Origin of the sequence: Streptomyces sp. CB01201 (assembly GCF_002803085.1) — a bacterium.
GTDB lineage: Bacteria > Actinomycetota > Actinomycetes > Streptomycetales > Streptomycetaceae > Streptomyces > Streptomyces hundungensis.
In genome coordinates, this window is the sequence record NZ_NNBJ01000001.1 from 174669 (window position 1) to 200887 (window position 26219).

Sequence of the window (26219 nt, forward strand, 5' to 3'; positions counted from 1 at the left end):
GGCCCGTGCACGCTCACAGCGAGAGCTGCCGCACCACCAAGAGCATCGCGCCGAGCAATACCAGGACCGCGCCAGTGATCAGCGCGTCCAGGTCGGTGACCCCGGCGAACGCGAGGTGCCTGCCGCCCGCCCCCGCGGCGCTTCCGCGGGGCACGGCGGGGGCGGGACGGATGACGGGCGCCCCCTCGGCGCCCGCCGCCCGGTCCGTACCGTCGGCGGGCGTCGGGGCGGGAGTGGGCGAGGCGCAGTTGAGCACACCGGCGACATCCTGGCGGAAACCACCGGGCCCGAGCACGCTGAACCGGTAGCTCTGCCGGTCGGCGACCGGCACCAGGATCGTCCGCGTGCCACCCGGCTCCACCGAGGCCTGCACGCCCGCCAGTTGGAAGGTGAACGGGACGTCGCCCTCGTTGCGCGCGGTGACGTCCACACCGCCCCGCGCACAGTCGTCCACCGCGGCGACGGCCGGTTCGGGCCCCTTCGCGGGCGGTGCCGCGCCCGTGCCCGCGACCGTACTCGCGGCCGCGAGCGCAACGGCCCAGCGGACCGCCCGCTGCTTCGGTAGGTGCCTCACGGAAGGCCCTTCGGGGTGGGGGAGGGGCGGGGCAGGAACGTCCTCCAGTACGCGCGCCGATGTCCCGGCGTTCAACTGCGGCTACCCGAGGCCCTGTTGGAGGCTCCCGCGGCCCGCCCGCGCCCCGCGCCCCGTGTCACAGGCCCGGCGCGCCCCAGACCGGGAACCAGCGCGACAGATCGCCCTCGACGCGCAGGTCGTCGGCGACGACCGCCCGGACGCGCAGCTCCAGCGCGTTGTCCCGCTTCTCCCCGGGCAGCGGCGCGAAGGGATAGAAGGTGCCGCGCTTGTAGAGGTACACCAGGGAGAACGACGATCCTTCGGGGTGCTCGAACCCGACCAGGGAACACAGGAGTTGGGTACCGAAGCCACTGCTTTCGAGTGCGGTGTTCACGGCGTGCAGATCGCCGACGAGCGAGGTCAGGTCGTCGGGAGCGCGCCGGGAGAGCAGCCACGAGTAGCCGTAGGCGTCCCGGCTGAACTCCACCGATTCCGCGTCCCGTTCACTGTCCGCGTTCAGCAGGTCCGTCATGTCCGCGCGGATCCCCGCGAACGCCGAGCCCTCCACCGACGTGAAGCACACCGAACCCCGGCCCGTCGGCGTGAATCCGGCCGCCGCCCGAAGGGTGACCGCGGCCGACGGCAGGCCGAACAGCCGGTCAAGATCGGGCGCGGCGGGCCGGGTGCGGCCGAGCAGGATGTCCAGGAAACCCATGTGCTCCGTCCTTCGTGCGGGGAATGAGGAGGCCGTGCCGCCCCCCGGCCGGCCCGCCTGTCCTCAGGCCGGGCGGCCCAGCTCGGCGGAGATCCTGGCCAGGCCGTCGAGCCGCTGCTCCAGGCTCGGGTGGGTGGAGAAGAGCCGGGCCAAGCGGCTGTGGTCGCCGAGCGCCGGGATGAAGTAGAAGGCGTTGAACGCGCTTGCCGTGCGCAGGTCCTTGCTCGGGATGCGGGCGATGTCCCCGTCCAGCTTGGTGAGCGCCGAGGCGAGGGCGGAGGGATGCCCGGTGAGCAGCGCCCCGGCCCGGTCGGCGGCCAGTTCCCGGTACCGGGACAGGGCGCGGATGAGGAGGAAGCTCAGCGAGTACACCACCGCCGAGACGGCGATGACGGCCGCGAGCACCGCCATGGTGTTCTGGTCGCGCCGGCCGCGGCCCCCGTACAGCTGGGAGTAGAACGCGAAGCGCACGACGAGCCCGGCGATGACCCCGAGGAACGAGGCGACGGTGATCACCGCGACATCGCGGTGGGCCACGTGCGACAGCTCGTGCGCGAGGACGCCCTCCAGCTCGTCGGGCTCCAGGCGGCGCACGAGCCCCGTCGTGACGCATAGGACCGCGTGGTCGGCGTTGCGTCCGGTGGCGAACGCGTTGGGCAGATCCGTGTCGGAGACGGCGATCTGCGGCCTCGGCATGTCCGCGGTCGCGCACAGCCGGTCGACGATGCCGTGCAGCTGGGGCTGCTGCTCGCGCGTCACCACCCGGCCGTGCATCGCGTACAGGGCGATCCGGTCGGAGAACCAGTACTGCGACACGAGGACCGCCGCGGCCACCACGACGACCACCAGCGTCGACTTGAGCAGGACGAGCAGGGCCCCGACGAACGCCACGTAGAGCAGGCCGAGCAGGAACACCGTGACCAGCATGCGTACGGTCAGCTGCCGGTCGGGCTCGAAGCGACTGTGCACGGCTTTCACACCCTCCCCGGAGCGGCGCGTCGCATGCCGGTACGGGCCCGCGCGGCCGGATCCGTGAGCCGGCGGCGGGACGGCACATTCTTCTTGATCATGGCGCTCTCCAGGACCGGTGAAGTGGTGCTCACCCTCCACCATGCCACCGCGCCGGGCGTTCAGCGCAGCTGCCGGCGGACCAGTTCGTGCAGGCGCCCGTGCGGGTCGGCGAGAAGCTCGGCGGGCGGGCCCTGCTGCACCACGCGGCCCTCCGACAGAACGATCACCCGGTCCGCGTCCAGGACGGTGGAGAGGCGGTGCGCGATCACGATCCGGGTGGCCGCGAGGGTGCGGGTGCTCTCGGTCACGATGCGCTGGGTCTCGTTGTCGAGGGCGCTGGTGGCCTCGTCGAAGAAGAGGAGGCGGGGCCTTCTGACCAGCGCCTGGGCGATCATCAGGCGCTGGCGCTGGCCGCCCGAGATCGCCCCGCCGCCGGAGATCATGGTGTGCAGCCCCATCGGCATCCGCTTGATGTCCTCGGCCAGACCCGCCATCGCGGCGGCCTCCCACGCCTCCTCCTGGCTGAACACCTCCGCCCCGCAGATGCAGTCCAGGATCGACCCGGCGAGCGGCTGGGCGTTCTGGAGCACCACTCCGCACTGGCGGCGCACGGCCGCCCGGTCGAGGGCCGACAGGTCCTGGCCGTCGTAGCGGACACTGCCCGAGACCGGGTCGTCGAAGCCGATGAGCAGCCGCAGCAGCGTCGACTTGCCGCAGCCGCTCGGTCCCACGATCGCCACGAACTCGCCGGGTGCCACCTTCAGGGACACCCCGTCCAGGACGAGCGGGCCGTCGTCGCCGTACCGGAACGACAGGTCCCGCGCCTCGATCTCCCCGGAGAGCGCACCGGGCTGGGTGCTCGCCCCGCGCACCTCGGGTGCCTCGTCGAGCACCGGCTTGATCTGCTCGAACAGGGGCAGCACCGCGGCCGCGGAGATGAACGCCCCGGTCAGCTGGGTGACCGAGGTGAGCAGCATGGTCACGGCCGTGTTGAAGGTCAGGAACGCGCTCGCCGAGAGCGAGCCGCGGGCCGGTCCGGCGAGCAGCACGAACAACAGCAGTGAACACAGCGGCAGATAGACGGAGTTGACGACGGTCGTCAGGTTCTTGATGCGGCCCGCCCGCTGCTGGAGCTCCCGGCTGCGCGCGAACTCCCCGGCCCATGCCCCGTACGCGAAGCTCTCCGCCGCCGCGACCCGCAGCTTGGGCAGTCCGCGCAGGGTCTGGAAGGCCTGGTTGTTGAGCTTGTTGCCCAGCTCGACCAGGCGGCGCTGCCAGCGCAGCTCCCACATCCCGAGGGCGAGGAACACACCGGCGATGACGATCAGCAGAGCGACCGCCACCAGCGCCAGCGGCACGCTGTAGCACAGCAGCAGGACGAGGTTCATCGCCCCGACCGTGCCCGCCTGCACGGCGACCGGACCGATCCCGGAGAGCACCCGCCGGATCGCGCTCACCCCCATCGCGGCGCTCGCCAGCTCACCGGTGGAGCGCTCGGCGAAGAACTTGGTCGGCAGCCTCAACAGCCGGTCCCACACGGCGGGTTGGAGGGTGCTCTCGATCCGGCCCTCCATGCGGAGCACGGTCAGGTTCTGGAGCAGCATGAACGCGGCCGACACGACGCTCGTGACGATGACGGCGAGCGAGACCTGCACGATGAGGCCGTTCCGCGCCCTCGGCACGTACACCCCGAGCACCTGGCCGGTGGCGATCGGCACCAGCGCGCCGAGCGCCACCGTCACCAGACCGGCGAGCAGCAGCCGGCGCGCGTCGGGGCGGGTGCCGCGCAGACTGAACCGGAGCAGCCCCCACCGGCCGAGCGGCCGGTCCGGCAGCGGCCGGTAGAGCATGACGGCCCGCCGCTCGAACTCCCCGGCGCTGCCCGCGTCCACGCGGGTGCGCCGCCCGGACACCGGATGCACCGCCTCGTACCCGCCGCGCCGCCACAGCAGGGCGACCGGGGTGCCGCTCGTGCGGTGGCCGACGAGCGGCCCGGCATCCTCGCGCCACCAGCGGCCGTCGAGCCGCACCGGCCGGGTGCGGATCCGCGAGGCGACGGCGACCCGCTCGACCGGGTCGACCCGGTCGCTGAGCGCGCCGCCGAGTCCCGGATCCGCGAGGGTGATCCCGGCCGCCTCCGCGACCAGGCGGCAGGCCGCGTACGTCGAGTCGGCGGACGCCGTCCTGCGTGAACTCGCCCTGTGGGGGCGGCCGATGGAGGTGAGGAGCGCGCGGTCGGCCTCCTCGCGGACGTCCTCGCCCGCCTTGATCCCGGCGGCCGCCCGGTCCTCGTGGGCGCGCTCCACGCGCTCGATCCAGCGGTCGAGCGCGGCGAGCAGCCGGTACTGCTGATTGACCATGCTCTGCCACAGGTCGCCGTCCACGAGCAGATCGCCGGCCGCCTCCGCGCTGAAGGCCGCTCCGTACTGCACACTTCCCGGCGCCACCGGCAGCCACAGGATGTCGTCGTCCGCGACCGACTCCTCGACCATGGTGCGGCCGTCCAACGGGGCCTCGAACAGCACCCGTTGGCCCCGGCCGACGCCGAGCGAGAAGGCGTGCTCCAGGAGGCTGAGGGCCGCGTCACCGGTGTCGTACCGGCTCGGATACCCGCCGTAGCCGCCGTAGCCGCCGTAGCCGCCGTAGCCGCCGTAGCCGTCGCCGTGCCCGGCTTCGCGGCCGGCGGATTCCGGATGCCGGTACAGCTCGCGCAGCGGGATGCGGCGCAGCACGCACTCCCGCAGCGGGCGCCCGACCAGCGTGTGCTGCGGGCCCTCGACGGGGCCGAGCAGCAGGGTGCCCGGTTCGAGCCGGCCGAGGAAGTGCCAGTGGCCCTGCTCCGCCGCGTCCACCGCGAACAGGTCCAGGGCGCCGCTCACCACGAGCCACAGGACCTGGGGCCCTTCGAGCGAGAAGGCGCGCAGCCCGGCGCAGTCGATGTGCTGCCCCAGACCGCCGAGCGCGCCGACCACGGCGTCCTGACCGGCGGCGCCCGGGTGGGCGAGGGGAGGTACGCAAGTCACCTCAGTGCTCCCTCACGAGCCGGGCATACGGTCCGGCCGCGCCGACCAGATCCTCGTGGCGGCCCCGCTCCACGACCGCGCCGTGGTCGAGCACCACGATCTCGTCGCTGTCGCGGACCGTGCTCAGCCGGTGCGCGATGACGACGCAGGCACAGCCCCGGCGGCGCAGATTGTCGATGATGAGGTGCTCGGTCTCGGCGTCCAGCGCACTGGTGACCTCGTCCAGGACGAGGATGCTGGGCCGCCGCACCAGCGCCCGCGCGATCTCCAGGCGCTGGCGCTGGCCGCCGGAGAAATTACGCCCGTCCTGCTCGACCCGGCCGTGAATGCCGCCCGGCCGCCGGGCGATCACCTCGTAGAGGGCCGCGTCCTTCAGCGCCGAGACGACGGCGTCGTCCGGGATCGAGGGGTCCCACAGCGCGACGTTGTCCCGCACCGTGCCCTCGAACAGGAAGACGTCCTGGTCGACGAACGACACGGAGGCGGCGAGTGCCCCGCGCGGGATGTCCTCCAGCCGCTGCCCGTCGATGCGGATGGTGCCCTCCCAGGGCGCGTACAGGCCCGAAATCAGCCGGGAGACAGTGGACTTGCCGCTCCCCGAGCCGCCCACCAGGGCCACCTGCTGCCCGGGCCCGACGGTCAGCGAGAACCCGGTGAGCAGGGGCTTGTCGAGGGGGCTGTAGCCGAAGGTGATGTCGTCGAGCGTCACATGGCCCTTGAGACGGCGGGTGCTCGCGGGTGGTTCGGGGCGGCTGTGCAGCGGGTCCACGGGGAAGTTCTCGACATCCTTGAGCCGGGCGACATCCGCCGCGAAGTCCTGCACGCGGCCGGCCACCCCGTTCAGCCGGGTGAGCGGCGCGGTGAAGCGCGTCACCAGGGCCTGGAACGCGACGAGCAGTCCGATCGAGAGATGTCCCTCCACCGCCCGCAGCCCGCCGATCCACAGGATCAGCGCACTGTTGAGGGTGGCGAGCGCGGGAGCCACCACCCCCAGCCAGGCACTCGGCACCCCGAGCCGCTGCTGCACGTCCAGGGTGGTGGCGTGCTGGCCCGCCCAGCGCCGGAAGTACCCGTTCTCGCCGCCGGTGGCCTTCATCGTCTCGATCAACTGGAGCCCGGTGTACGAGGTGTTGGTGAGCCGCGCGCTGTCGGCCCGCAGCTTCTGCGTGCCGGCGGCCCGCAGCCGTACGACGATGCGCATCGCGACGACGTTCAGCAGTGCGATGCCCACCCCGACGACGGTGAGCTGGGGGTCGTAGGTCCACAGCAGGGCGGCGTACAGCAGCACGACGACGCCGTCCACGGCCGCCGCCGTCAGGTCGCGGGCCAGCGTCTCGGCCACCGCGTCGTTGGACTGCAGCCGCTGTACGAGGTCGGCGGGGCTGCGCTGTGCGAAGAACGTGACCGGCAGCCGCAGCAGATGCCGGAAGAAGCGCGCGCTGCTGAGCGTGGAGGAGATGATCCGCCCGCGCAGCAGGTTCGCCTGCTGGAGCCAGGTCAGCACCACGGTGAGCGCCACCATGAGGCCCATGGCCCCGAACAGCACGCCCAGCAAAGAGGTCTGATGCCCTATCAGGAACAGGTCGATGTACGTACGGCTGAGCGCGGGCAGTGCCGCGCCGACGGCCACCAGGAGCAGGCTGGCGAGCAGCGAGGCGAGCATCGTGCCCGTGGTGCCGCGCAGCCGGGCGGGCAGGGCGCCGAGCACGCCGGGCTTCCTGCCGCCGGGCCGGAAGTCCGGACCGGGTTCCAGGACCAGGACGACACCGGTGAAGCTGGTGTCGAAGTCCTCCGACGCCACGAAACGCCGGCCCTTGTCCGGGTCGTTGATGTGCACGCCCCGGCGCCCCAGCCGGCGGCCCGTGCCGTCGTACACGACGTAGTGGTTGAACTCCCAGAACAGGATGGCCGGCGCCTGGACCTCGGCGAGCGCGGCCGGCTCCATCTGCATGCCCTTGGCGGTGAGCCCGTAACCGCGCGCCGCCTTCAGTACGTTGCTGGCCCGCGAGCCGTCGCGCGAGACACCGCACGCGATGCGCAGCTCCTCCAGCGGCACATGGCGCCCGTGGTGCGCGAGCACCATGGCGAGGGAGGCGGCGCCGCACTCCAGTGCCTCCATCTGGAGGACGGTGGGGCTGCGCACCACCTTGGCGCGGCGGCCCTCGCCCTTCGGCGCTTTACGGGCACGCGAACGGCGGCCGCTGCCGGGCGAGTTGGGCGGGCGCCGACGGCCGTGGCCGGCCGGCAGCCGGGGGGTGGGCGGCGAGGAGCGGGGTGCGGTCACGGGAGCAGCCAATCGATGGGGCGCCGGTCGGCCAGATGGACGGTGCCGGTGGCCAGGGTCATGGAGTCGACCGCGTACGGCGGGCCGTCGGCCGACGACCAGCGGTAGCCGGACCTGGTGCCGGGCGTCCGGTCCAGGCGGACCGCCACCCCCACCGGCCTGCCGTCCCGCGCGAACTGCTCGGCCAGCTGCCCGTCGCCGAGGAACGCGGCGATCTGCTGCGGGGTCTGCGCCGTCCTGCCGACCGAGGCCACCGTGCCGCGCAGCACCCCGTAGCGATCGGCCGGCACGGACTGCACGGCGAGGTCGACGGGGGCGCCGACGGGGACGCTCGCCGCGCGGTCGCCCGGCACGTACAGCATGACCATCAGCGGGTCGCCGTCGCCGCCCGTCCGCTCGACGCTCGCCACGTTCGAGCCGGTGGCGACGACGGCGCCGATGGTGGCGGCGAGGCTGGTGAGACGGCCCGCGGCGATCGCCCGGACGGTCCGGTCGCCCTGCGCGGTGCGGACCTTGAGCAGGGGAGCGTTGGCGGCCAGGCTCTGGCCCTCCTTGGCGAACACGCCGGTCACCTGGCCCGCGACGGGGCTCTGCAGCACGTAACTGCCCTGTGCGTGCGTGAGGATGCCGGGTGCGTCGATCGTGGAGGAGACGGAGCCCGTCACGGCCCAGAAACAGGCGGCGGTCATGACCACCACGGTGACCAGGAGAACGAATCGTCCTTGCGGGCGTGCAAAACGCACCGGCAGGTCGAGTTCCTCCGGCGACTGCATTGTGGAAAGGGCCTGCTGACGATACTGCACAGAACTCTTTCCCTGCCCGTTCCTTGCCCGCGAAACTTCCGCAAAGCGTGAATCACTCGCAATGAGCCCCGGAACCGAGGGGTTCCGGGGCTCGTGCGCGATCTCAGAGACCGGCGACGAGACCGGTGGCCAGGCCCGTGACGGCGCCCGTGTTCACACCGGTGGTCGAACCGACCAGGCCGGTCACCGAGTTGACGATGCCGGAGACCGGAAGAACGGAGTCGGCGGTGCCGGTCACGTTGCCGAGCGCGGTGCCCACGAGGCCGCCGGAGACGTTGTCCAGGTCGGCGTCGGAGATCTCGCGGGTCTCAACCTGGGGAGCGTTGTTCATGGTGAGTACTGCCTTTCATGGGGACATTTCCTATCGGGAACTCCTTGTCGGGGCTCCCGCAGTGGCCAGGATCAAAACACGCCGACGGCTGGGACAGCCAATCCGCCGGGGGATGGAGAGGGCTTTCTTCCGGCCCTGAATTGCCGGCACGTGCAGACCCGTTCATGATTCGGGATCATTTCCTTCACGAGCTTCACGGGATGAATTCCTCAAGCTCCGGCATCACTTCTCCCAACTGGGACACTCCCGCACCAAAGCCGCGCGATTTCATCGGCGCCCCGGCGGGATCACGGACCCCGTGACGGGTCGGCGCACGCCCTGTGCAGATTCTCGGAAGGCACCCTTCCGCTTGCCTGTGAGGCACGGAAGCCGGGGCGGCCGCGGGCCGTCGGACAGGGATCGGCCACCTGGCGCATCCCGTGGGTGGACGGGGGTGGTCCTGGCGGTGAAGTGTGCGCGAGGATGGCGCCATGACCGCGGCTCATCGCGCCATGGATCAGTTGGAGTCATGGCCGAACCTGGTAAGTGGCCCGCCCCGATGCGCTGTCGGGCAAGCGCTCTTCGCCGCGGAGTGCGAAGTGGTGCACTTCCACTCCGGCTTCGCGGCGGACCTCCACCTCACACACCCGGCGATAGAGCGGCTGCGTCCCGAGCTGCGGCACAGCAGCGCCATACGTCTGAAGCCCGGCTCGGCGTGGGTGACGGTGCTGCTCGACTGCGACGCGGACGTGGACCTGCTGCTCACGCTGGTCAGCATGGCGCTGAAGGCGCAGGCGCTCAGCCCGCCCAACCACTCCTTCGCGCCCTGCACTTGGTACCGGCCCGCTGTCCCTCCCCAACGGATGCCCGAACCATCGGCCCTGCCGCCGGCGGCGAGGCCCGGGGTATTCCCCGCGGCGCGGCGGGTGGTGGGCCGCTTGCTGGCGCACGGCGCGCGGCCCGTCTGAGCGTCCGTGCGCGCCGGGCGCCGCCTGTGCGCAGCGGTCGGCGACGACGAGCGCGCGCCCGGCCCGTCCCCTGCGGACGACAGGTCGATGACGCGTGCGAGCCCCGCCCGGTGAGGTCCGGGCGGGGCTCGGTCGTTGCCGGTCGTCCGGCTCGGACGGTCAACGCCCCTGCAGCGCCTTGACGTTGTTGCCGAACGTCCAGTTCTTCGACCCGTCCCAGTTGAGGGACCAGGTCATCAGGCCTTTGAGGGCGCCCCCGTAGGTGTTCCACGCCTGCGCGACCTGACTGGTCGTCATATAGCCGCCGCCCGCGCCGGGCTGGGCGGGCAGGCCGGGGACCTGCTTGTCGTAGGGCACCTTGATCGTGGCGCCCTGGACGACCAGGCCCTTGTTGAGGCAGCTGGTCTGGGCCGTGAACCCGGCGACCGTGCCGGCCTCGTAGGAGTCGCCGGAGCAGCCGTACATGCTGCCGTTGTAGTACTGCATGTTCAGCCACCACAGCCGGCCGTTGTCCGCGTACTTCTTCACGATCGGCAGATAGGCGCCCCAGATCGAGCCGTACGTCACGCTGCCCCCGGTGACGTAGGCCGTCTCCGGGGCCATCGTCAGGCCGAAGCCGGCGGGCATCTGGGCCAGCACGCCGTCGATGATCCGGATCAGGTTGGCCTGCGAGGCCGACAGGGTGTTGATGTTCCCGCTGCCCACCAGGCCGGTCTCGATGTCGATGTCGATGCCGTCGAAGTTGTACTGCTTGAGGATCGGCACGATCGACGCCACGAACCGGTCGGCCACCGCGCTGGAGCTGAGGTCGATGCCGGCCGCGGCCCCGCCGATCGACATCAGGACGGTCTGGCCGGACGCCTTCGCCTGGCACATCTCGGCGGGGGTGGGGACCTTCACCGTCGCGTCCATGCCGTCCTGCCACAGGACGGTGCCGTCCGAACGGATCACCGGGAACGCCGCGTTGATGACGTTGTAGCCGTGGCCGCTGATGCGGGCGTCGGTGATCGGGATCCAGCCCAGCGGGGGGTGCACGCCGTTGGACGCGCCGTCCCAGTTCTCCCAGTAGCCCTGGAGCACCTTGCCCGAGGGCCTCGGCTTCACCGCGCAGGTGTCGGCCTGAGGGGCGCTCGGCGCGGTGGCCGCCGGGGCCCGGGGTCCGCCCGGCGCCGCGGCCACCGGGGCCTGGGTGGCGAGCGCCAGGACGAGCCCGGCTCCCAGCAGACGTAACGTACGACCGGTCATGCTGTGCTCCTTGCCTCCGGGAGCGGGCGCGGCGAGGCCGCGCGGCTCCTGGACCGTGGGGGGACCTGAGGAGGTGCGAGGGGGGTGGCGCCCCACACCGTAGATTGGTCCAGACCTTCCGTCAATCGTGCCGGAGGCGGCAGGTCATGGACCTGTGGGTCCATCAGGTCCCTTGCGCACAGCGGTAGTTGATGCGGAACGGGCGCACGGCCTCAGGTCGTCGAGGTCACCCGCGTCATCCACGCGTACGCCCGCTCGGCGCTGAACTCCCGCTGGCCGCCGGGGAACAGCAGGCCGGCGGTGGCGAACGCCGGGTCGCCGGAGCTCTGCGGAAGATAGGGCACGGCGATGCAGCGCATTCCGGCGGCGTGCGCGGCGGCCGCTCCGGGCGGGGCGTCCTCCAGGACCACGCAGTCGCCGGGTTCGGCGCCGAGGCGCCGGGCGGCCTCCAGGAAGACGTCGGGCTCGGGCTTGCCGTGCTCGACCTCCTCCGCCGACACCACGAGGTCCATGGCGGATGCCAAGCCGGTGCCCGCGAGGACCGCGTCGATCGCGGACCGTGAGGAGCCGGAGGCCACCGCCATCCGGACGCCCTCGGCGTGCAACCGCTCCACGAAGGCGCGCATCTCGGGGAAGACCTCGGTCGAGGCCCGGGCCAGCTCCAGATAGGCCGCGTTCTTCGCCGCCAGCATCTCCTCGACCGTGCCGGTCAGGGTGTGCTGCCGGTCCAGGATCTCCAGGGTCTCGCGGGTGCCGATGCCGATGAAGCGGGCGTGCTGCTCCCAGCTGAAATCGGGCAGTCCGTAGCGCGCGAGTACCTGACGCGCGGCTTCGTAATAGTTCGGCTCGCTGTCCACGAGAGTGCCGTCGAGATCGAAGATGACCGAAGTGTTAGCTGATGTGCTCATGTGTCCCAGGATGCCAAGGAGCGGCGGCGTTCCGCGCCGCTCACTTCGCGGAGGCCCGGCCCACCGACTCCACGAGCGGCAGCAGCCGGTGTGCGACGCGCTCGCGCAGCGCCACCTCGGTGCGGGTGCGCACGACGCCCGGGAGCTGGATCAGCCGCTGGATGACGTCTTCGAGGTGGCCGTTGTCGCGGGCCGCGACCCGGGTCAGCAGATCGCCGCCACCGGTGATCGAGAACGCCTCGATGATCTCCGGGACCGCCGCGAGCGCGTCGCCCACCTCGTCGAGGTGCCCCTGGGTCACCTCGATGTGGACGAAGGCCAGCACCGGATGGCCGAGGGCCGCGGGGGAGAGCACGGGGCCCGTGCCGGTGATCACCCCGTCCCGCTCCATCCGGTCGAGCCGCGCCTGGAGGGTGCCGCGCGCGATCCCGAGGAGGCGTGCGTACTCGCGGATGCTGGTGCGCGGCCGCTCGATGAGCAGCCGCAGGATCCGGGTGTCGAGTGTGTCCACCGTCATGTCCCGTTGGCTCCTTCCTGGTCCTGTTGATGAGCGAGAGACTGTACCAATGGTCCAGTGAGGCGGAGGTCGGTTGAGCCACTGTCCCTCCGGGTGTTTTCCTCTGGTGGTAGATGGCGCCGCGCAGCGCGCGGGACGGCGACGACGCCGGTCCGGGCCCCGCGGCGCCTTTGTCATGCCTGAGGCCGAGTGCACGTGAGGGGGCGCGGCGACCGCCGTGAAGAGGATGTTTGTGGCTCCGGATCCGGGGCTTCTGCGACTGCGTGTGTCCCTGCGGGCCGTTCTCGGCGTGGGCCTGTCGGTGACCGCCGCCGAACTGTGCGGGCTCTCCCTCGCCGCGTCGATCACCGCCGGCCTCGCCGCGCTGCTCGCACTGTTCACCGTCGGCGACGCCACCGTCCGCGCGCAGGCCACCACCACGGCGCTGCTGCCCGTCGTCGGCTTCCCGGTGCTCGCCCTCGCGGCCGTGCTGCACGGCACCCCGATGGCGCGGGACGCCGCCTGGCTCCTGGTGATCTTCGCCGGGGTGTACGCCCGGCGCTGGGGTCCGCGCGGCCATGCGCTCGGCATCTTCGCCTTCATGATGTTCTTCGCGACCCAGTTCCTGCACGCCGTCACCTCCCAACTGCCGGAGCTGTACGGGGCCATCGCGCTGGCGATCGCCGTCTCGGCGACGGTCAGGTTCGGCCTGTGGTGCATCGAGCGCCACATCACACAGCCCGCGGCCCCGGCCCCGCTGGCCGGCCGGGGACTTTCCCGGCACACCACCCGCCAGGCCTTCCAGGCGACCGTGGCCTGCGGCTTCGCGCTCGGAGTCGGCCAGGTGCTCTCCGAGGACCGCTGGTACTGGGCCGTCGGCGCCGCCTGGTGGATCTTCGTCAACACCGCCTCGCGCGGCGAGACCCTGGTCCGCGGGTTCCGCCGGGTCCTCGGCACGGTCGTCGGCATCGTCGCCGGGCTGCTCATCGCGATCCCGCTGCACGGGGCGCCGGCGCCGACCGCCGCACTGGTCGCGGTGTGCGTGTTCGGCATCTTCTACACGGCCGCGCCCAGCTACAGCTGGATGATGTTCTTCGTCACCGTCATGGCCGGCCTGCTCTACGGGCTCCTCGGCGTGCTCCACCCGGGGCTGCTCGTGCTGCGCGTCCAGGAGACGGCGGTGGGCGCCCTCGGCGCGGTCATCGGCGTCGCCCTGGTGCTGCCGGTCACCACGCACACCGCCACCGACGCCTGGATCCAGCGGGCCCTGCACTGCGTACGGCGCTGCACCGCCGCGGCGGCCCACCGGCTGGCCGGGGACGAGAGCGCCGACCCGGCGCCCCGCGCCGCCGAACTGGAGCTGCTGCTCGCCCGCGTACGGCTCTCGCTCGCCCCGCTCGTGCACCCGCTCAGCCCGCTGCGTGCCCGCCGGGCCCGCGCCCACCAGGTCCTGGTCCTGCTCGACGAGTGCGCCCGCGAGGTGCGGGGCCTGGCGGCGGTGGCCGCCGATCCGGCCGCCTCCCACGACGCCCGGCTCACCGCCGCCTGCCAGCGCGTGGAGGCCGCCGTGGCGGCCCTGGTCGCGCCCGAGCCCGACCACAAGATCTGGTCCGCCCTCGCGGCCCTGCCCGCCCCGCACCACCACCCCGGCGCCGAGGCCGCGCTCACGCACCTGCACGGACTGGAGCGCGCCCTGGGCGAACTCGCCGCCCCCCTGCGCTCCGCGCCGCGCGCGCCGCTGGTCGCGGCCTGATCCCCGGCACCGACTCGCCCCGCCCGTTGGTCTAGACCCCTGCTACGGTCGCCCCAGCACAGTGGTGTGCGGGGCGGTCCCGGGTCGCGGGGCCTTCGGCGGAGAGGGGTGGCACGGTGGGCAGGGACAGGGCCGCGCGGGCGTTCATCGGGTCGTTCACCACGGCGGGCGGACACGGGGTGACCGCCGTCGCCGTGGACGGCGGGAGCGGGGCGCTCACGCTCCTCGGCTCCTCGGCCGCCGTCGCCAACCCGTCCTACCTCGCGGCCTCCGCCGACGGCCGCGTGCTCTACGCCGTGGGCGAGAGCGCCGACGGCACGGCCGCCGCCTTCGACATCACCGCGGGCGCGCTCCGGCCGCTCGGCACGCCCGTGTCCGTGGGCGGGGCGGGCCCGACGCATCTCGCCCTCGCCGCCGGGCACCTCGTCACCGCCAACTACGACTCCGGCAGCGTCACCGCGCTGCCCGTGCGGCCCGACGGCGGCCTGGGCCCGGCGGCGTCCGTACTGGCGCACCACGGGTCGGGCCCCGACCCCGACCGGCAGCGGGAGCCGCACGCCCACCAGGTGCTCGCGGATCCCAGCGGCCGGTGGATCGTCAGCGTCGACCTCGGCACCGACTCGGTACGCGTATGTGAACTCCCGCCCGGAACCGGCGTGTTGAGCCTGCACGCCGAGACCGCCCTGCGGCCCGGCAGCGGCCCGCGCCACCTCGCCTTCCACCCCGGTGGGCGGCACGCCTACGTCCTCAACGAACTGGCGCCCACGCTGACCGTGTGCCGCTGGGACGCGGAGGCCGGCGCCCTCGAAGCCCTCCACGAGGTGTCCGTCGTCGAGGACGGGGTGAGCGCGGACACCTACCCCTCGGAGGTCGTCGTCGCGCCCGACGGTCGCTTCGCGTGGGCGGCCAACCGGGGGCACGACTCGATCGCGGTCCTCGCCCTCGACGCGAGCGGCGAGCAGGCGCGGCTCGTCACCACCGTGGACTGCGGCGGACACTGGCCGCGCGACCTCACCCTGGACCCCTCGGGACGCCGTCTGTACGCCTCCAACGAGCGCTCCGGCGATGTGACCTGGTTCGACCTCGACGCGGCCACCGGCATTCCGGCACGGGCGGGTTCCCTCGACGCGCCCGCCGCGTCCTGCCTGGTCTTCGCCTGACGGCCGCCACACCAAGGCGGGGCCCGCACCGGACGTCCGGTGCGGGCCCCGCCTTTCGCTGCGTACGGACGGTCAGTGCACCGGCGAGCCCTGCGGCTGCGCGGAGAGGCCGAGGGCGGCCGCGTACTTCGACAGGACCAGCTTGCCGATCGCCGGGTAGGCGCCGAGCGCCTCGGCGACCGAGCACTCGGCTTCCTTGGCGGCCGCGTCGAGCAGCCCGTCGGCCACCTCCGGGCCGATCAGGTACGGGGCGACGGCCAGCTGCGCCGAGCCCGAGCCGCGCAGCTGTGCGGCCATCGCCGCGATCGCGCCCTCCTGGTCGAGCGCGGCGGCCATCACCGGCACGGCGAGCCGTGCGGCGAGCAGCATGCCGGTGATTCCGGCGGCCTGTACGGCCTCCTCGCCGCCGACCGTGGCCAGGATGATTCCGTCGGCGGCGGTCGCGACCGTGAACAGCCGGGCTCGGTCGGCGCGGGCCAGGCCGGCCTCGGAGAGCCGCACGTGCAGGCCCTCGGCGAGCAGCGGGTGCGGGCCGAGCACATCGGTCAGCTCGGCGGCGGCACGGCTGTCCATGACGGCCTGCCGTATGCGCCGGATCAGGGCGCTGTCGGGGCCCGCGAGCAGCGGGACGACCACGGCGGCCGGGCCCTCGGGCTCGGCCGCCTCGCGGCCCGCCGCGCGCGCCTGCTCGACGCGCGCGGTGCGCTCGGCGGCGGTGTGGGCGAGCACGGCGTCGAGCGTGGGGTACTCGGCGGACTCGTCCTCGGTGCTGTCCAGGTAGCCGATGCGGGCGTGCAGGCCGGGCAGCTCGGAGCGGGCGATGCTGATGACTTCTTCGGCCAGGCTGCGCACAGCGGGGCCGGGAGTGCCGGGAACGGCGAGAACGAGCGCGGGCGCGCCCTCCGGAGCAACCACCGGTTCCGGGCGGCGGTGCCGGCCGGACTGGCGGGGTCGCGGCATTCGTACGGGCAGGCCGGATGCTGGCCCAGTGGGGGTGCTCATGGCGTCGCATGCTACTGGTTTTGCGTGGGCGGCTGTTCGGGGAGGGGACAGCTGAGCGGTATCTGCCCCGATTTTCCCGGAGAGTGGCATAAAGATCAACTGTCCTGATCTGTCTTGGCACTCACTCGGTCGTGATCCGTCACGCCGTTTGCGATCCACAACATGCGCGGATCGCGCGGCAGTCGCAGTTCACCGTGCGCGAGAGCCGCCGCGATGAGCAGCGAGCCGTCCAGCGGATCTCCGGCCGCCTCGGTCGGGGATGCCAGCGGAAGCCGGCGCCCGAACTCCGCGCGCAGCGGTGCGAGAAGGGGCTCGCCGAGCTTCAACAGGCCTCCGGTGAGCGCCACTTGCGGCTGCTCCCCGACGCTCGCGGGGCAGACGGCGGCGGCCGATTCGGCGATATGCCGGGCCGCCTCGCGCAGAATGCCCGCGGCCACCGGATCGGTCGCCGCGCAGCCCGCGACCTCGGGCGCGAACGAGGCGAGCACGGCCGGCCGGTCGGTGCGCGGGTAGAGCAGCCCCGGCAGCTCGCCGGGGGCGCCGAACACCGCGTGCAGGCGGGCCAGGAGAGCCGCCGACCCGCCGGGCCGACCGTCGTGTTCGCGCAGCGCCGCGTCCAGACCGGCCCGGCCGATCCAGGCGCCGCCGCCGCTGTCGCCGAGCAGATGTCCCCATCCGTCGGCCCGCCGCCACGTGGCCAGATCCGTGCCGAGCGCGATCATCCCGGTCCCGGCCGCCACCACCGCACCGGCCCGCTGCCCGAGCGCGCCCGCGTACGCGGTGACGGCGTCGGCGGCCAGGGCCAGCGCGCGCACGCCGAGCGAACGGGCCAGGGCGCCCGGCAGTTCGGCCCGCAGCGCGTCCCCGAGCGTGGCCATTCCGGCCGCGCCGACCGCGACGGCCGCGATCCGGTCCGCGCCGGTGCGCAGCATCAACTCCTGTGCAGCGGGCAGCAGTTGGTCGAGCAGATGCCCCGCGTCGATACCGTCGCGGCCGGTCCGCACCGGTTCCTTCGAGGTGATCGTCCCGGCCGCGGTACCCGGCTCGGCCCGGCGCAGCGCGAACCGAACACCGGACCCGCCCGAGTCGACCCCGAGCACCCAGGGCGCCCCGGTGTCCGTCACGGCAGTCGCCAGTCGACCGGCTCGGCGCCCTGCCGCTGCAGAAGTTCGTTCGTACGGCTGAAGGGGCGCGAGCCGAAGAAGCCGCGGTCCGCCGACATGGGGGAGGGATGGGCGGACTCGATCGCCGGGAGGTCGCCGAGCAGCGGGCGCAGATTGCGCGCGTCCCTGCCCCACAGCACCGAGACCAGCGGCTTCCCCCGCGCTACCAGGGCCCGGATGGCCTGTTCGGTGACCTCTTCCCACCCCTTGCCGCGGTGAGCGGCGGGCTTGCGGGGCGCCGTCGTCAGCGCCCTGTTGAGCAACAGGACTCCCTGCCGCGTCCACGGAGTCAGATCACCGTTGGAGGGTCTGGGCAGGTCCAGGTCGGAGTTCAGCTCGCGGAAGATGTTCTCCAGGCTGCCGGGCAGCGGTCGCACCTCGGGCGCCACCGAGAACGACAGGCCGACCGCGTGCCCCGGTGTCGGATACGGGTCCTGGCCGACGATCAGCACCCGCACCTCGTGGAACGGCTGCTGAAATGCCCGCAGTACATGGGCTCCTGACGGCAGGTAAGTACGTCCTGCCGCGATCTCCTCACGGAGGAAGCCGCCCATCGCGGCGACCCTTCCGGCCACGGGTTCCAGTGCGTCCGCCCAGCCGGGCTCGACGATCTCTTTCAACGGTCGTGCTGCCACGGCCGTCACTCTACTGGCGCAGCCACCCGCGTCTCGCCGCCCCGGTCAACCGATCACCGCCGCCCGTACGCACAGCACGTCCGGGAGATGCGAGGCGAGCAGCCGCCAGCTGTCTCCGTCGTCGTCGCTGGCGTACACCTCGCCGTTGCGGTTGCCGAAGTAGACGCCGGCCGGATCCGCGTCGTCGGTGCACAGCGCGTCACGCAGCACCGTGCCGTAGTGGGCCTCCTGCGGCAGGCCCGCCGAGAGCGGCTCCCAGCTCGTGCCCGCGTCCTCGGTGCGGAAGACCCGGCACTTGTTGTCCGCCGGGACCCGGTCGGAGTCGGCCGTGATCGGGAAGACATAGGCCGTTCCGGCGCGGCGTGGATGAGTGGCGGCCGCGAAGCCGAACGTGGACGGCAGCCCCGCGCCGATGTCCGTCCACCGCTCCCCGGCGTTGTCGCTGCGGTAGACGCCCCAGTGGTTCTGCAGATAGAGGCGGTCCGGGTCGGCCGGATCCTGCGCGATCTTGTGGACGCACTGGCCGAACTCGGGGTCGGGATCCGGCAGGAAGACGGCCGATACGCCCTTGTTGGCGGGCGCCCAGCTCGCCCCGCCGTCCTGCGTGCGGAACACCCCCGCCGTGGACACGGCGACGGTGAGGACCCGGGTGTCGCGCGGGTCGGTCACGATGGTGTGCAGGCCCTCGCCTCCGCCGCCGGGCACCCATCGCGAGCGCGTCGGATGCTCCCACAAGGGGCGAACGAGGTCGAAGCTCTCGCCGCCGTCCGCAGAGCGGAACAGGGCGGCCGGCTCCGTCCCCGCGTACACCACGCCCGGTGCCTCGGGCCCCGCCGGGCGCAGCTGCCACACCCGCTCCAGGGACGTGCCCGTGAACTCGGGGAATTTCACGGCCGGTCGCTTCGGCTCGGTCCAGCTGCGGCCGAGGTCGTCCGAGTGGAAGACCGACGGCCCCCAGTGCGCGCTGTCCCCGCCGACCAGCAGCCGGGGCGCGGGGCTGTGCCGGGTGTCGATGGCGACGGAGTACACCGCCTGGGCGTTGAAGTGCGGCCCGTCGACGTCCCAGGTGCCGTCACGTCTGCGGCCGAGAAAGAGCCCCTTGCGCGTACCCACGGTGAGCAGAACCTCAGTCATGCCGTCCCTCCAAAACGCCGTTGTTCCGGATGGTTGCCAGTGTGCACCCCGCCACTGACAACGGTCCTCGAACGGGCAGAGCGGCAGTTCAGCGCAGCTGTGGCAGGGGTTCCGTCACGGCTTCGACAAGGAAGGGCAGGAAGCGCTCGGCCAGCGCGCCGGGCGCCAGGACGGACGGCTCCACATAGCTCTGCCCGAGTGCTCCCTCACGCAGCGCCACCACGGCCCGTACGAGTTCCGCCAGCTCTCCGCGCGGTCGCAGGCCGGCCCGTGCGAGCAGCGCGCCGAGCAGGGCGGCCGCCTCCTCGCGCAACCGGGCGTCGTGGTCGGCGAGCCGGGCCGCGGCCCCGGGATTGCGGATCGCGTACAGCGTGAACTCGGTGGTCACCAGGAACCAGGTGCGCTCGTCCGGCCCGATGTGCGCGAGCAGTTCCGCGATCCGCGCCACCGACAGGTCCCGGTCGTCGGTCGCGGCGGCCAGCTGGGCGATCCGCTCCAACTCGCGCGCCGCGTGCGCGTCGAAAAGCGCGAAGAACAGCTCCTCCTTGGAGGAGAAGTTGGAGTAGAAGGCCCCCCGCGTGTAGCCCGCGCGCCGGCACACGTCCTCGATCCTGGCCGCACCGAATCCGGACTCGGCGAACACCTCAAGCGCGGCGTCGAGCAGCCTGGCCAGCGTCTGCGGGCGGCGCTTGGTCGTTCCCTTGGGCACTTCGGGCTCCCGGACTCTTGACAGGGCGTACGCCCTCGGAAAGCATCCAGGCGCGTATCGGATACGTGAATGTATCCGATGGCGGCCCCCAGCGACCGGCGACTCCAGGAGGAACACCCATGAGCGACGACGTCACGGCCCCGCCCCCGGCCGAGGTGATCGCGGGCGCGGCGGGCCCGATGCCCGAAGGGGTGACCATCCCGATGCCGCCCGCCTTCGACGGCATCGAGGACGAACGCCGCTACCGGAAGGAACAACTCGCCGCCGGATTCCGCCTGTTCGGCCGCTTCGGCTTCTCCGAGGGCGTCGCGGGACACATCACCGTCCGCGACCCGGAGCACCCCGACCGGTTCTGGGTGAACCCGTTCGGCATGGCCTTCAGCCGGATCAAGGCATCCGACCTGATCCTCGTCGACCACGAGGGCAACCTCCTGCACGGCACCCGCCCGGTGAACCGCGCCGCGTTCGTCATCCACGCCGCGGTGCACCAGGCGCGCCCCGACGCGCTGGCCGCCGCCCACTCGCACTCCCTGCACGGCAAGGCGTTCTCCTCGCTCGGCGTCCCGCTCGACCCGATCACCCAGGACGCCTGCGCCTTCTTCGAGGACCACGGCCTCTACAGCGACTACCGGGGCGTCGTCAGCGACGCCGAGGAGGGCAAGCGCATCGCGGCGGCGCTCGGCGCGTACAAGGCGGTGATCCTCCAGAACCACGGGCTGCTGACCGTCGGCCAGTCGGTCGCCGAGGCGGTGTGGTGGTTCATCACGATGGAACGCTCCTGCCAGGCCCAGCTCCTCGCCATGGCCGCCGGCACCCCCCGGCACATCGACCGCGAGACGGCCCTGCACACCCGGGGTCAGATCGGCGGCCACTTCGCGGGCTGGTTCCAGGCCCAGCCGCTCTACGAGCAGATCGCCGACTCCGACCCCGACCACGTCAACTAGCCTGCCCCGCATGGGATTTCGAGCCGGACGCGGCATCGCCGACATCACCGGGGAGACCGCCGAGTGCGGCCTGCTCGGCTACGGCAAGGCGGACCAGCAGAGCGCGGGGCTGCACACCCGTCAGCGGGCCCGCGCCTTCGCCTTCGAGGAGGGCGGGGCGCGGCTGCTCCTCGTCGTGTGCGAACTGCCCCTGATGTCGGACGCCGTCGTACGCGAGGTGCTGCGACGGCTGCCCGAGGGGTACGGGGCCGCCAACGTGATGCTGACCGCCACCCACACGCACTGCGGGCCCGGCGGCTACTTCCACCACCGGCTCTACAACAGCAACACCGGCGGCTTCCGCGCAGCGACCTTCGGCGCCATCACCGACGGCATCACGGAAGCCGCCCTCGCGGCGATCGCCGACCTGGAGCCCGCCCGGTTGCGGCTCGCGCAAGGCGAGTTGAAGAACGCCAGCGTCAACCGCTCGCGCCGTGCCTTCGACCGCAACCCGGCCGCCGACCGCGCCCACTTCCCGGACGCCGTCGACCCGGCGACCACCCTGCTCACCGTCGAGCGCGGGGGACGGCTGCACGCCGCCGTCAACTGGTTCGCCACCCACAACACCAGCATGACCAACCGCAACCGTCTGGTCAGCGCCGACAACAAGGGCTACGCGGCCCTGCACTGGGAGCGGACCGTGGCCGGCGTCGACCATCTCGCCGCCACCGCTCCCGAGTTGGTGGCCGCCTTCGCGCAGACCAACGCCGGTGACATGTCGCCGAACCTGGGCCTGGCGCCGGGGCTCGGCCCGACCGGCGACCAGTTCGAGAACACCCGCGTCATCGGTCTGCGCCAGTACGAGGCCGCGGCCGCGCTCATCGGCGCGGGGCAGCCCGCGGTGGGCGAGCGGCCATCGGAGGGCGAGCAGGCATCGGAGGGCGATCGGGCATCGGAGGGTAGGCGGCCATCGGAGGGCGAGCAGGGCTCAAAGGGTGATCGGGCCCCGGGCGGCTCTCCGGACCCGGGGGACGAATGGGTCTCCGGCGCCCGGGAGATCTCCGGCGGGCTCGATTTCCGGGCCACCCACCTCCACCTCTCCGCCGTCGAGGTGCGCCCCGAGTTCACCGGGGACCAACGCCCCCATCGCACCTCCCCGCCCGTCGGCGGGGCCGCCGCCTTCGCCGGGGCGCGGGTCGACGGCCCCGGCTTCAAGGGCTTCCGGCCGGGCGCCAACCCGCTGTGGGACGCGGTCTCACGGCGCCTCGTCTACCCCTTCGCGCCCGCGCTGCGCGACGCCCAGTACCCCAAGGCCCTCGCCCTCCCGGCGGGCCCGGTCAACCGTGTCGTGCCGGTGATCCCGGAGAGCGCGCCGGTCCAACTCCTGCGCATCGGGCCGCTGTTCCTCATCGGCATACCGGCAGAGGTCACCATCGTCGCCGGACTGCGGCTGCGGCGTACGGTCGCGGCGATCGTCGGCGCCGCGCTGTCCGACGTCCTGGTCGCCGGGTACAGCAACGGCTACCTCCACTATGTGACCACGCCCGAGGAGTACGACGCGCAGGAGTACGAGGGCGGCAGCACCCTGTTCGGGCGCTGGGAGCTGCCCGCGCTCTGCCAGACCGTGGCCGGTCTCGCCACCGCCATGCGCGACGGGACGCCGGTGGACCCGGGCAGCCCCGAACCCGCCGTGCCGGTGCGCGCCAGGCGCCCTCGCACCGCGGCCGACGCGCCGCACCCGGGCCGGCGGTTCGGTGACGTGCTGGACTTCTCGCTGATCGGCCGCCGCGCCACCGTCGCCTTCGTCGCCGCGCACCCCTCCAACGACCTGCGCAGGGGCGGGAGTTATCTGTTCGTGGAGCGCCTGTGCGGTGACGGTTCGTGGGCCAGGACCGCGGACGACGGCGACTGGTCGACGGTCTTCCGCTGGGCCCGCTCCGGCGGCGCGACCTCGGTCGCCACGGTCACCTGGAACATTCCCGAGGGCGCGGAACCGGGAACGTACCGCATCTCCTACCACGGCGACAGCCCCCCGAAGGGCCCGTTCACCGGAGTGAGCGAGCCCTTCGAAGTGCGCTGACCGGCAGGGGAGTTGGGAGCGCCCCGGCCGGGTTCGGTCAGACCGAGCGGTGGTACTGGTCCGGTACGTGCACCTCGTCGCCGAATTCACGGGCGGCCCGGCGGGCCCAGGACGGGTCGCGCAGGAGTTCGCGGCCCAGCAGGATCGCGTCCGCCTCACCGTTCGCGAGGATCTTCTCCGCCTGCCGCGGCTCGGTGATCATGCCGACGGCGGCGACCGCGAGCGGGCTCTCGTTGCGCACCCGCTCGGCGAACGGCACCTGGTAGCCGGGGCCGGTCGGGATGCGTACGCCGGAGGCGTTGCCGCCGGTGGAGACGTCGAGCAGGTCCACGCCGTGCTCCTTGAGCAGGGCGGCGAGGCGGACCGTCTCGTCGGCGGTCCAGCCGCCGTCCTCCAGCCAGTCGGTGGCGGAGATCCGGAAGAACAGCGGCAGGTCCTCGGGCCATGCCGCCCGTACCGCGTCGGTGACTTCGAGGGCGAAGCGGACGCGGTTCTCGAACGGGCCGCCGTATGCGTCGGTGCGCTTGTTGGAGTGCGGGGAGAGGAACTGGCCGATCAGATAGCCGTGCGCGCCGTGGATCTCGACGACCTTGAACCCGGCGTCCCGGGCCCGGCGGGCCGCCGCCGCGAACTGGCCGACGATCTGGTGGATTTGATCGACCGTCAGCTCGGTGGGCACGGTGTGGCGCTCGTCCCAGGGCACCGGGCTCGGGGCGAGCGGCTGCCAGCCCTCCGCGCTGTCCGGCGCCAGCGGCGCGCCGCCCCGCCAGGGGCGGTCCGTGGAGGCCTTGCGTCCGGCGTGCCCGATCTGGATGCCGGGCACGGTGCCCTGGCTCTCCAGGAACGCGCTGATCCGGCGCAGCGCCGCGACCTGGGTGTCGTTCCAGATGCCCAGGTCCGCGGGCGAGATCCGGCCCTCGGGGCTGACGGCGGTCGCCTCCACCAGGATCAGGCCCGTTCCGCCGGCGGCGCGGGCCGCGTAGTGGGCGAAGTGCCAGTCGTTGGCCACGCCCGCGTTCGGTCCGAAGACCTCGGCCGAGTACTGGCACATCGGCGCCATCCAGACCCGGTTGGGGACGGTCAGGGACCGCAGGGTGCAGGGCTCGAAAAGGGCACTCGCAGCAGACACGGCAACTCCACTCGAAACAGCCCGGGGCGCCGGTGTGGCGCCGGGATCGCTTCGTACGATAGCTCTCGTAGTACGGGGGATGTCAAACTACGATGGTGCTCGTACAATGAGGCGCGTGACCACCGTGACGAACACCCGTGAACTCGCCCACCCGGCGCGCGAGGAGATCCGCCTGGAGGGCATCTTGCACGCGCTCTCCGATCCGATGCGGATGCGGGTCGTGCGAGCGCTCGCCACCACCGAGGACGAGCTCTCCTGCTCGCACTTCGTGCTGCCCGTCACCAAGTCCACGACCACCCACCACTTCCGCGTGCTGCGCGAGAGCGGCGTGATCCAGCAGGTCTACCGGGGCACCGCCAAGATGAACGGCCTGCGCCGCGCCGACCTCGACGCGCTCTTCCCCGGGCTGCTCGACAGCATCCTGGAGGCGGCGTCCCGCGAGGCCGGGCGGCTCGGCGACGAGGCCTGACCCCGGGCCGGTCCCAGGGTGCCGCCCCCTCGCTGGCGGGGCGGGTCCAGGTCCGGGAGGGTTCCTCTGTCGGCGCGGCGCGGCGCGGTGGGGCGCGGCGCGGTGGGGCGGGTCCAGGTCCCGGAGGGTTTCCCTTCCGGCGGGGCGGACCTCAGCTGCCGTCGTGCCCGGCCGCGAGCAGCCCGTCCCAGTCGGGGATCTTCACCGAGCGCCGGCCGAGCGAGCGGCCGAGCTCCGCCTCGGCCCGCTCGATCGCCAGCCAGCCCTGCCAGGTCACCGGGCGCAGCCCCAACTCCCCGAGCGCGTCCAGGGGTTCGGCGACGACCGTCCGCCCGGCGAGCAGCGGGGCATCGGCGAGCAGCGAGGCCACCGTCTCCTTCGCGCAGGGCCGGTTCGTGCCGATCACACCCGTCGGGCCGCGCTTGATCCAGCCGGCCACGTACTCGCCCGGCGACGGCTTCCCCGCCCGCAGCACCCGTCCCGCCGCGTGCGGCACCGTCCCGGTCGCCGGGTCGAACGGCAGGCCCTGCGGCGGCACCCCGAGATAGCCGACGGCCCGCAGCACCAGGTGCGCCTCGATGTCCTCGTACGTGCCGGTGCCGAGCACCCCGCCACTCCCGTCCGGCGCCGTCCGCTCGAAGCGCACCGCGCCGACCCTGCCGTCCCGCTCCAGGATCTCCACGGGCCGCAGATAGAACCGCAGGTTCAACCGGCGCGCGCCGGGCCGCACCGGGCGCCCGACCCAGCCGCGCAGCACCGCCACGTTGCGGCGCACGGGAGCGGGCAGCGCGGCCGGGTCGACGAAGTCCGGGTCGCGGGCCAGCTCGTCGACGACCACGGTGGCGTCGGCGCCCGGCAGCGAGCCCAGCTCACGCAGCTCCTTCGTGGTGAAACGGGCCTGCGAGGGGCCGCGCCGGGCCGCCATGTGCACCTCGCGGACCCGGCTGACGGCGAGCGCGCCGAGCGCGGACTGCGGCACATCGGTCGGCCGCAGCTCGTCCGCGCCACGGGCGAGCATGCGCGCCACGTCGACCGCCACATTGCCGGCGCCGATCACGACGGCCGAACGGGCGCCCAGGACGAAGGCGTCCGGATCGCTGTCGGGATGCGCGCTGTACCAGGACACGAACTCGGTCGCCGAGAAGCTGCCCGGCAGCTCCTCGCCCGGGATGCCCAGATGCCGGTCGGACTTGGCCCCCACGCAGTAGACCACCGCGTGGTAGAGCTGCCGCAGCACCTCCGCCGGAACGCCGCCCGGGCCCACCTCGACATGGCCGAGGAACCGGATCCGGCCGTCCTCCAGCACCGAACGCAGGTTGTTCTGAAGCGACTTGATCTTCTCGTGGTCCGGGGCGACCCCGTAACGGACCAGACCGTACGGGCACGGCAGCCGGTCCAGGACGTCCACCCGGACCGCGTCGGCCGCGCTCTGCTCCACCAGGCTCTGGGCGGTGTAGACACCGCTCGGCCCGGACCCGACGACGGCGATGCGCAGCATGGCGGGTGCTCCTTGACGAAAGGACCGCAGAGGACCGCAGGGAATTCAAGGATGGCACCGCCGCCCGTACGACGGGTAGAGGTGCGCCGCCGGCCGGGCTACGGACCCGGGGGTCGGGGTACGGACCCGGCGGCAGGAGGACGGGAGCGGGCACGGGGGCGGGACCGGTGGCAAGGGGGCGGGACCGGGCACGGGGACGGGACCGGCGGCACGGGGACGGGACCGGT

The 26219-nt window shown here is 72.9% G+C and carries 24 protein-coding genes; 6 read left to right on the forward strand and 18 right to left on the reverse strand.

The features are described 5' to 3' along the window. Positions 1-13: 13 nt before the first annotated feature. From CG740_RS39430 to CG740_RS00870, 8 genes are all read right to left on the reverse strand, one after another. Complete coding sequence (locus CG740_RS39430; RefSeq protein ID WP_159030181.1) at positions 14-574, reverse strand: phospholipase domain-containing protein; 561 nt, start codon at positions 572-574, stop codon at positions 14-16. Positions 575-710: 136 nt separating this feature from the next. Beyond that, complete coding sequence (gene pspAB / locus CG740_RS00845; protein WP_100572910.1) at positions 711-1289, reverse strand: PspA-associated protein PspAB; 579 nt, start codon at positions 1287-1289, stop codon at positions 711-713. A 63-nt stretch (positions 1290-1352) separates the two neighbouring features. Continuing rightward, positions 1353-2258: a zinc metalloprotease HtpX gene (gene htpX / locus CG740_RS00850; RefSeq protein ID WP_100573585.1), complete on the reverse strand. Its 906-nt coding sequence runs from the start codon at positions 2256-2258 to the stop codon at positions 1353-1355. Positions 2259-2263: 5 nt separating this feature from the next. Next, a complete protein-coding gene (locus CG740_RS41480) occupies positions 2264-2392 on the reverse strand; it encodes a hypothetical protein (protein WP_267895388.1) in 129 nt (42 codons plus the stop codon). Between the two features lie 27 nt (positions 2393-2419). Then, positions 2420-5323: an NHLP bacteriocin export ABC transporter permease/ATPase subunit gene (locus CG740_RS00855; RefSeq protein WP_100572911.1), complete on the reverse strand. Its 2904-nt coding sequence runs from the start codon at positions 5321-5323 to the stop codon at positions 2420-2422. Position 5324: 1 nt separating this feature from the next. After that, positions 5325-7607 carry an NHLP family bacteriocin export ABC transporter peptidase/permease/ATPase subunit gene (locus CG740_RS00860; protein WP_100572912.1) on the reverse strand — a complete coding sequence of 761 codons (2283 nt, stop codon included), beginning with the start codon at positions 7605-7607 and terminating at the stop codon, positions 5325-5327. Continuing rightward, entirely contained in the window at positions 7604-8410 is an 807-nt protein-coding gene (locus CG740_RS00865; protein ID WP_100572913.1) for an HlyD family efflux transporter periplasmic adaptor subunit, read from the reverse strand. Before CG740_RS00865 ends, CG740_RS00860 begins: the two co-directional genes overlap by 4 nt. Before the next feature lie 103 nt (positions 8411-8513). Further along, positions 8514-8741, reverse strand: a complete 228-nt coding sequence (locus tag CG740_RS00870; protein WP_100572914.1) for a type A2 lantipeptide — start codon at positions 8739-8741, stop codon at positions 8514-8516. 578 nt (positions 8742-9319) lie between these two features. Here CG740_RS00870 and CG740_RS39505 point away from each other — a divergent pair. Next, a complete protein-coding gene (locus CG740_RS39505) occupies positions 9320-9688 on the forward strand; it encodes a luciferase domain-containing protein (RefSeq protein ID WP_442802789.1) in 369 nt (122 codons plus the stop codon). A 159-nt stretch (positions 9689-9847) separates the two neighbouring features. Here the strand turns inward: CG740_RS39505 and CG740_RS00880 are convergent, their stop codons facing one another. The 3 genes from CG740_RS00880 to CG740_RS00890 all read right to left on the reverse strand — a co-directional run bounded on the left by CG740_RS00880 (position 9848) and on the right by CG740_RS00890 (position 12358). Beyond that, on the reverse strand, positions 9848-10933 hold the full coding sequence (locus CG740_RS00880; RefSeq protein ID WP_100572915.1) for a chitinase: 1086 nt from the start codon (positions 10931-10933) through the stop codon (positions 9848-9850). A gap of 212 nt (positions 10934-11145) precedes the next feature. After that, on the reverse strand, positions 11146-11841 hold the full coding sequence (locus CG740_RS00885; RefSeq protein WP_100572916.1) for an HAD family hydrolase: 696 nt from the start codon (positions 11839-11841) through the stop codon (positions 11146-11148). Positions 11842-11881: 40 nt separating this feature from the next. After that, entirely contained in the window at positions 11882-12358 is a 477-nt protein-coding gene (locus CG740_RS00890) for an Lrp/AsnC family transcriptional regulator (protein WP_100572917.1), read from the reverse strand. Between the two features lie 226 nt (positions 12359-12584). Here CG740_RS00890 and CG740_RS00895 point away from each other — a divergent pair, with 226 nt between their 5' ends. Further along, complete coding sequence (locus CG740_RS00895; RefSeq protein WP_100572918.1) at positions 12585-14090, forward strand: FUSC family protein; 1506 nt, start codon at positions 12585-12587, stop codon at positions 14088-14090. Between the two features lie 116 nt (positions 14091-14206). After that, on the forward strand, positions 14207-15250 hold the full coding sequence (locus CG740_RS00900) for a lactonase family protein (RefSeq protein WP_100572919.1): 1044 nt from the start codon (positions 14207-14209) through the stop codon (positions 15248-15250). Between the two features lie 72 nt (positions 15251-15322). Here CG740_RS00900 and CG740_RS00905 read toward each other — a convergent pair whose 3' ends face one another. The 5 genes from CG740_RS00905 to CG740_RS00925 all read right to left on the reverse strand — a co-directional run bounded on the left by CG740_RS00905 (position 15323) and on the right by CG740_RS00925 (position 19893). Beyond that, a complete protein-coding gene (locus CG740_RS00905; RefSeq protein ID WP_100572920.1) occupies positions 15323-16252 on the reverse strand; it encodes a sirohydrochlorin chelatase in 930 nt (309 codons plus the stop codon). Between the two features lie 95 nt (positions 16253-16347). Beyond that, complete coding sequence (locus CG740_RS00910; RefSeq protein ID WP_100572921.1) at positions 16348-17376, reverse strand: N-acetylglucosamine kinase; 1029 nt, start codon at positions 17374-17376, stop codon at positions 16348-16350. Continuing rightward, the gene (locus CG740_RS00915) at positions 17373-18050 is read right to left on the reverse strand and encodes a uracil-DNA glycosylase (RefSeq protein ID WP_100572922.1); all 678 of its coding nucleotides are present in this window, start codon (positions 18048-18050) and stop codon (positions 17373-17375) included. Before CG740_RS00915 ends, CG740_RS00910 begins: the two co-directional genes overlap by 4 nt. A 45-nt stretch (positions 18051-18095) precedes the next feature. Further along, positions 18096-19184 (reverse strand): WD40/YVTN/BNR-like repeat-containing protein, encoded by a 1089-nt coding sequence (locus tag CG740_RS00920; RefSeq protein ID WP_100572923.1) that lies wholly within the window; start codon positions 19182-19184, stop codon positions 18096-18098. A gap of 88 nt (positions 19185-19272) precedes the next feature. Continuing rightward, entirely contained in the window at positions 19273-19893 is a 621-nt protein-coding gene (locus tag CG740_RS00925) for a TetR/AcrR family transcriptional regulator (protein ID WP_100572924.1), read from the reverse strand. A gap of 119 nt (positions 19894-20012) precedes the next feature. On the opposite strand from CG740_RS00925, the gene CG740_RS00930 reads away from it, so the two are divergent. Beyond that, positions 20013-20837: a class II aldolase/adducin family protein gene (locus CG740_RS00930; protein WP_100572925.1), complete on the forward strand. Its 825-nt coding sequence runs from the start codon at positions 20013-20015 to the stop codon at positions 20835-20837. A gap of 10 nt (positions 20838-20847) precedes the next feature. Beyond that, complete coding sequence (locus tag CG740_RS40190; protein WP_199846286.1) at positions 20848-22896, forward strand: neutral/alkaline non-lysosomal ceramidase N-terminal domain-containing protein; 2049 nt, start codon at positions 20848-20850, stop codon at positions 22894-22896. Between the two features lie 37 nt (positions 22897-22933). Here CG740_RS40190 and CG740_RS00940 read toward each other — a convergent pair whose 3' ends face one another. Continuing rightward, positions 22934-23956: an NADH:flavin oxidoreductase/NADH oxidase gene (locus CG740_RS00940; protein WP_234376054.1), complete on the reverse strand. Its 1023-nt coding sequence runs from the start codon at positions 23954-23956 to the stop codon at positions 22934-22936. Positions 23957-24131: 175 nt separating this feature from the next. Between CG740_RS00940 and CG740_RS00945 the strand changes: the two genes are divergently transcribed. Next, entirely contained in the window at positions 24132-24494 is a 363-nt protein-coding gene (locus CG740_RS00945) for an ArsR/SmtB family transcription factor (protein ID WP_100572927.1), read from the forward strand. A 151-nt stretch (positions 24495-24645) separates the two neighbouring features. Here the strand turns inward: CG740_RS00945 and CG740_RS00950 are convergent, their stop codons facing one another. Then, a complete protein-coding gene (locus tag CG740_RS00950) occupies positions 24646-25992 on the reverse strand; it encodes an FAD-dependent oxidoreductase (protein ID WP_100572928.1) in 1347 nt (448 codons plus the stop codon). Positions 25993-26219: the final 227 nt, after the last annotated feature.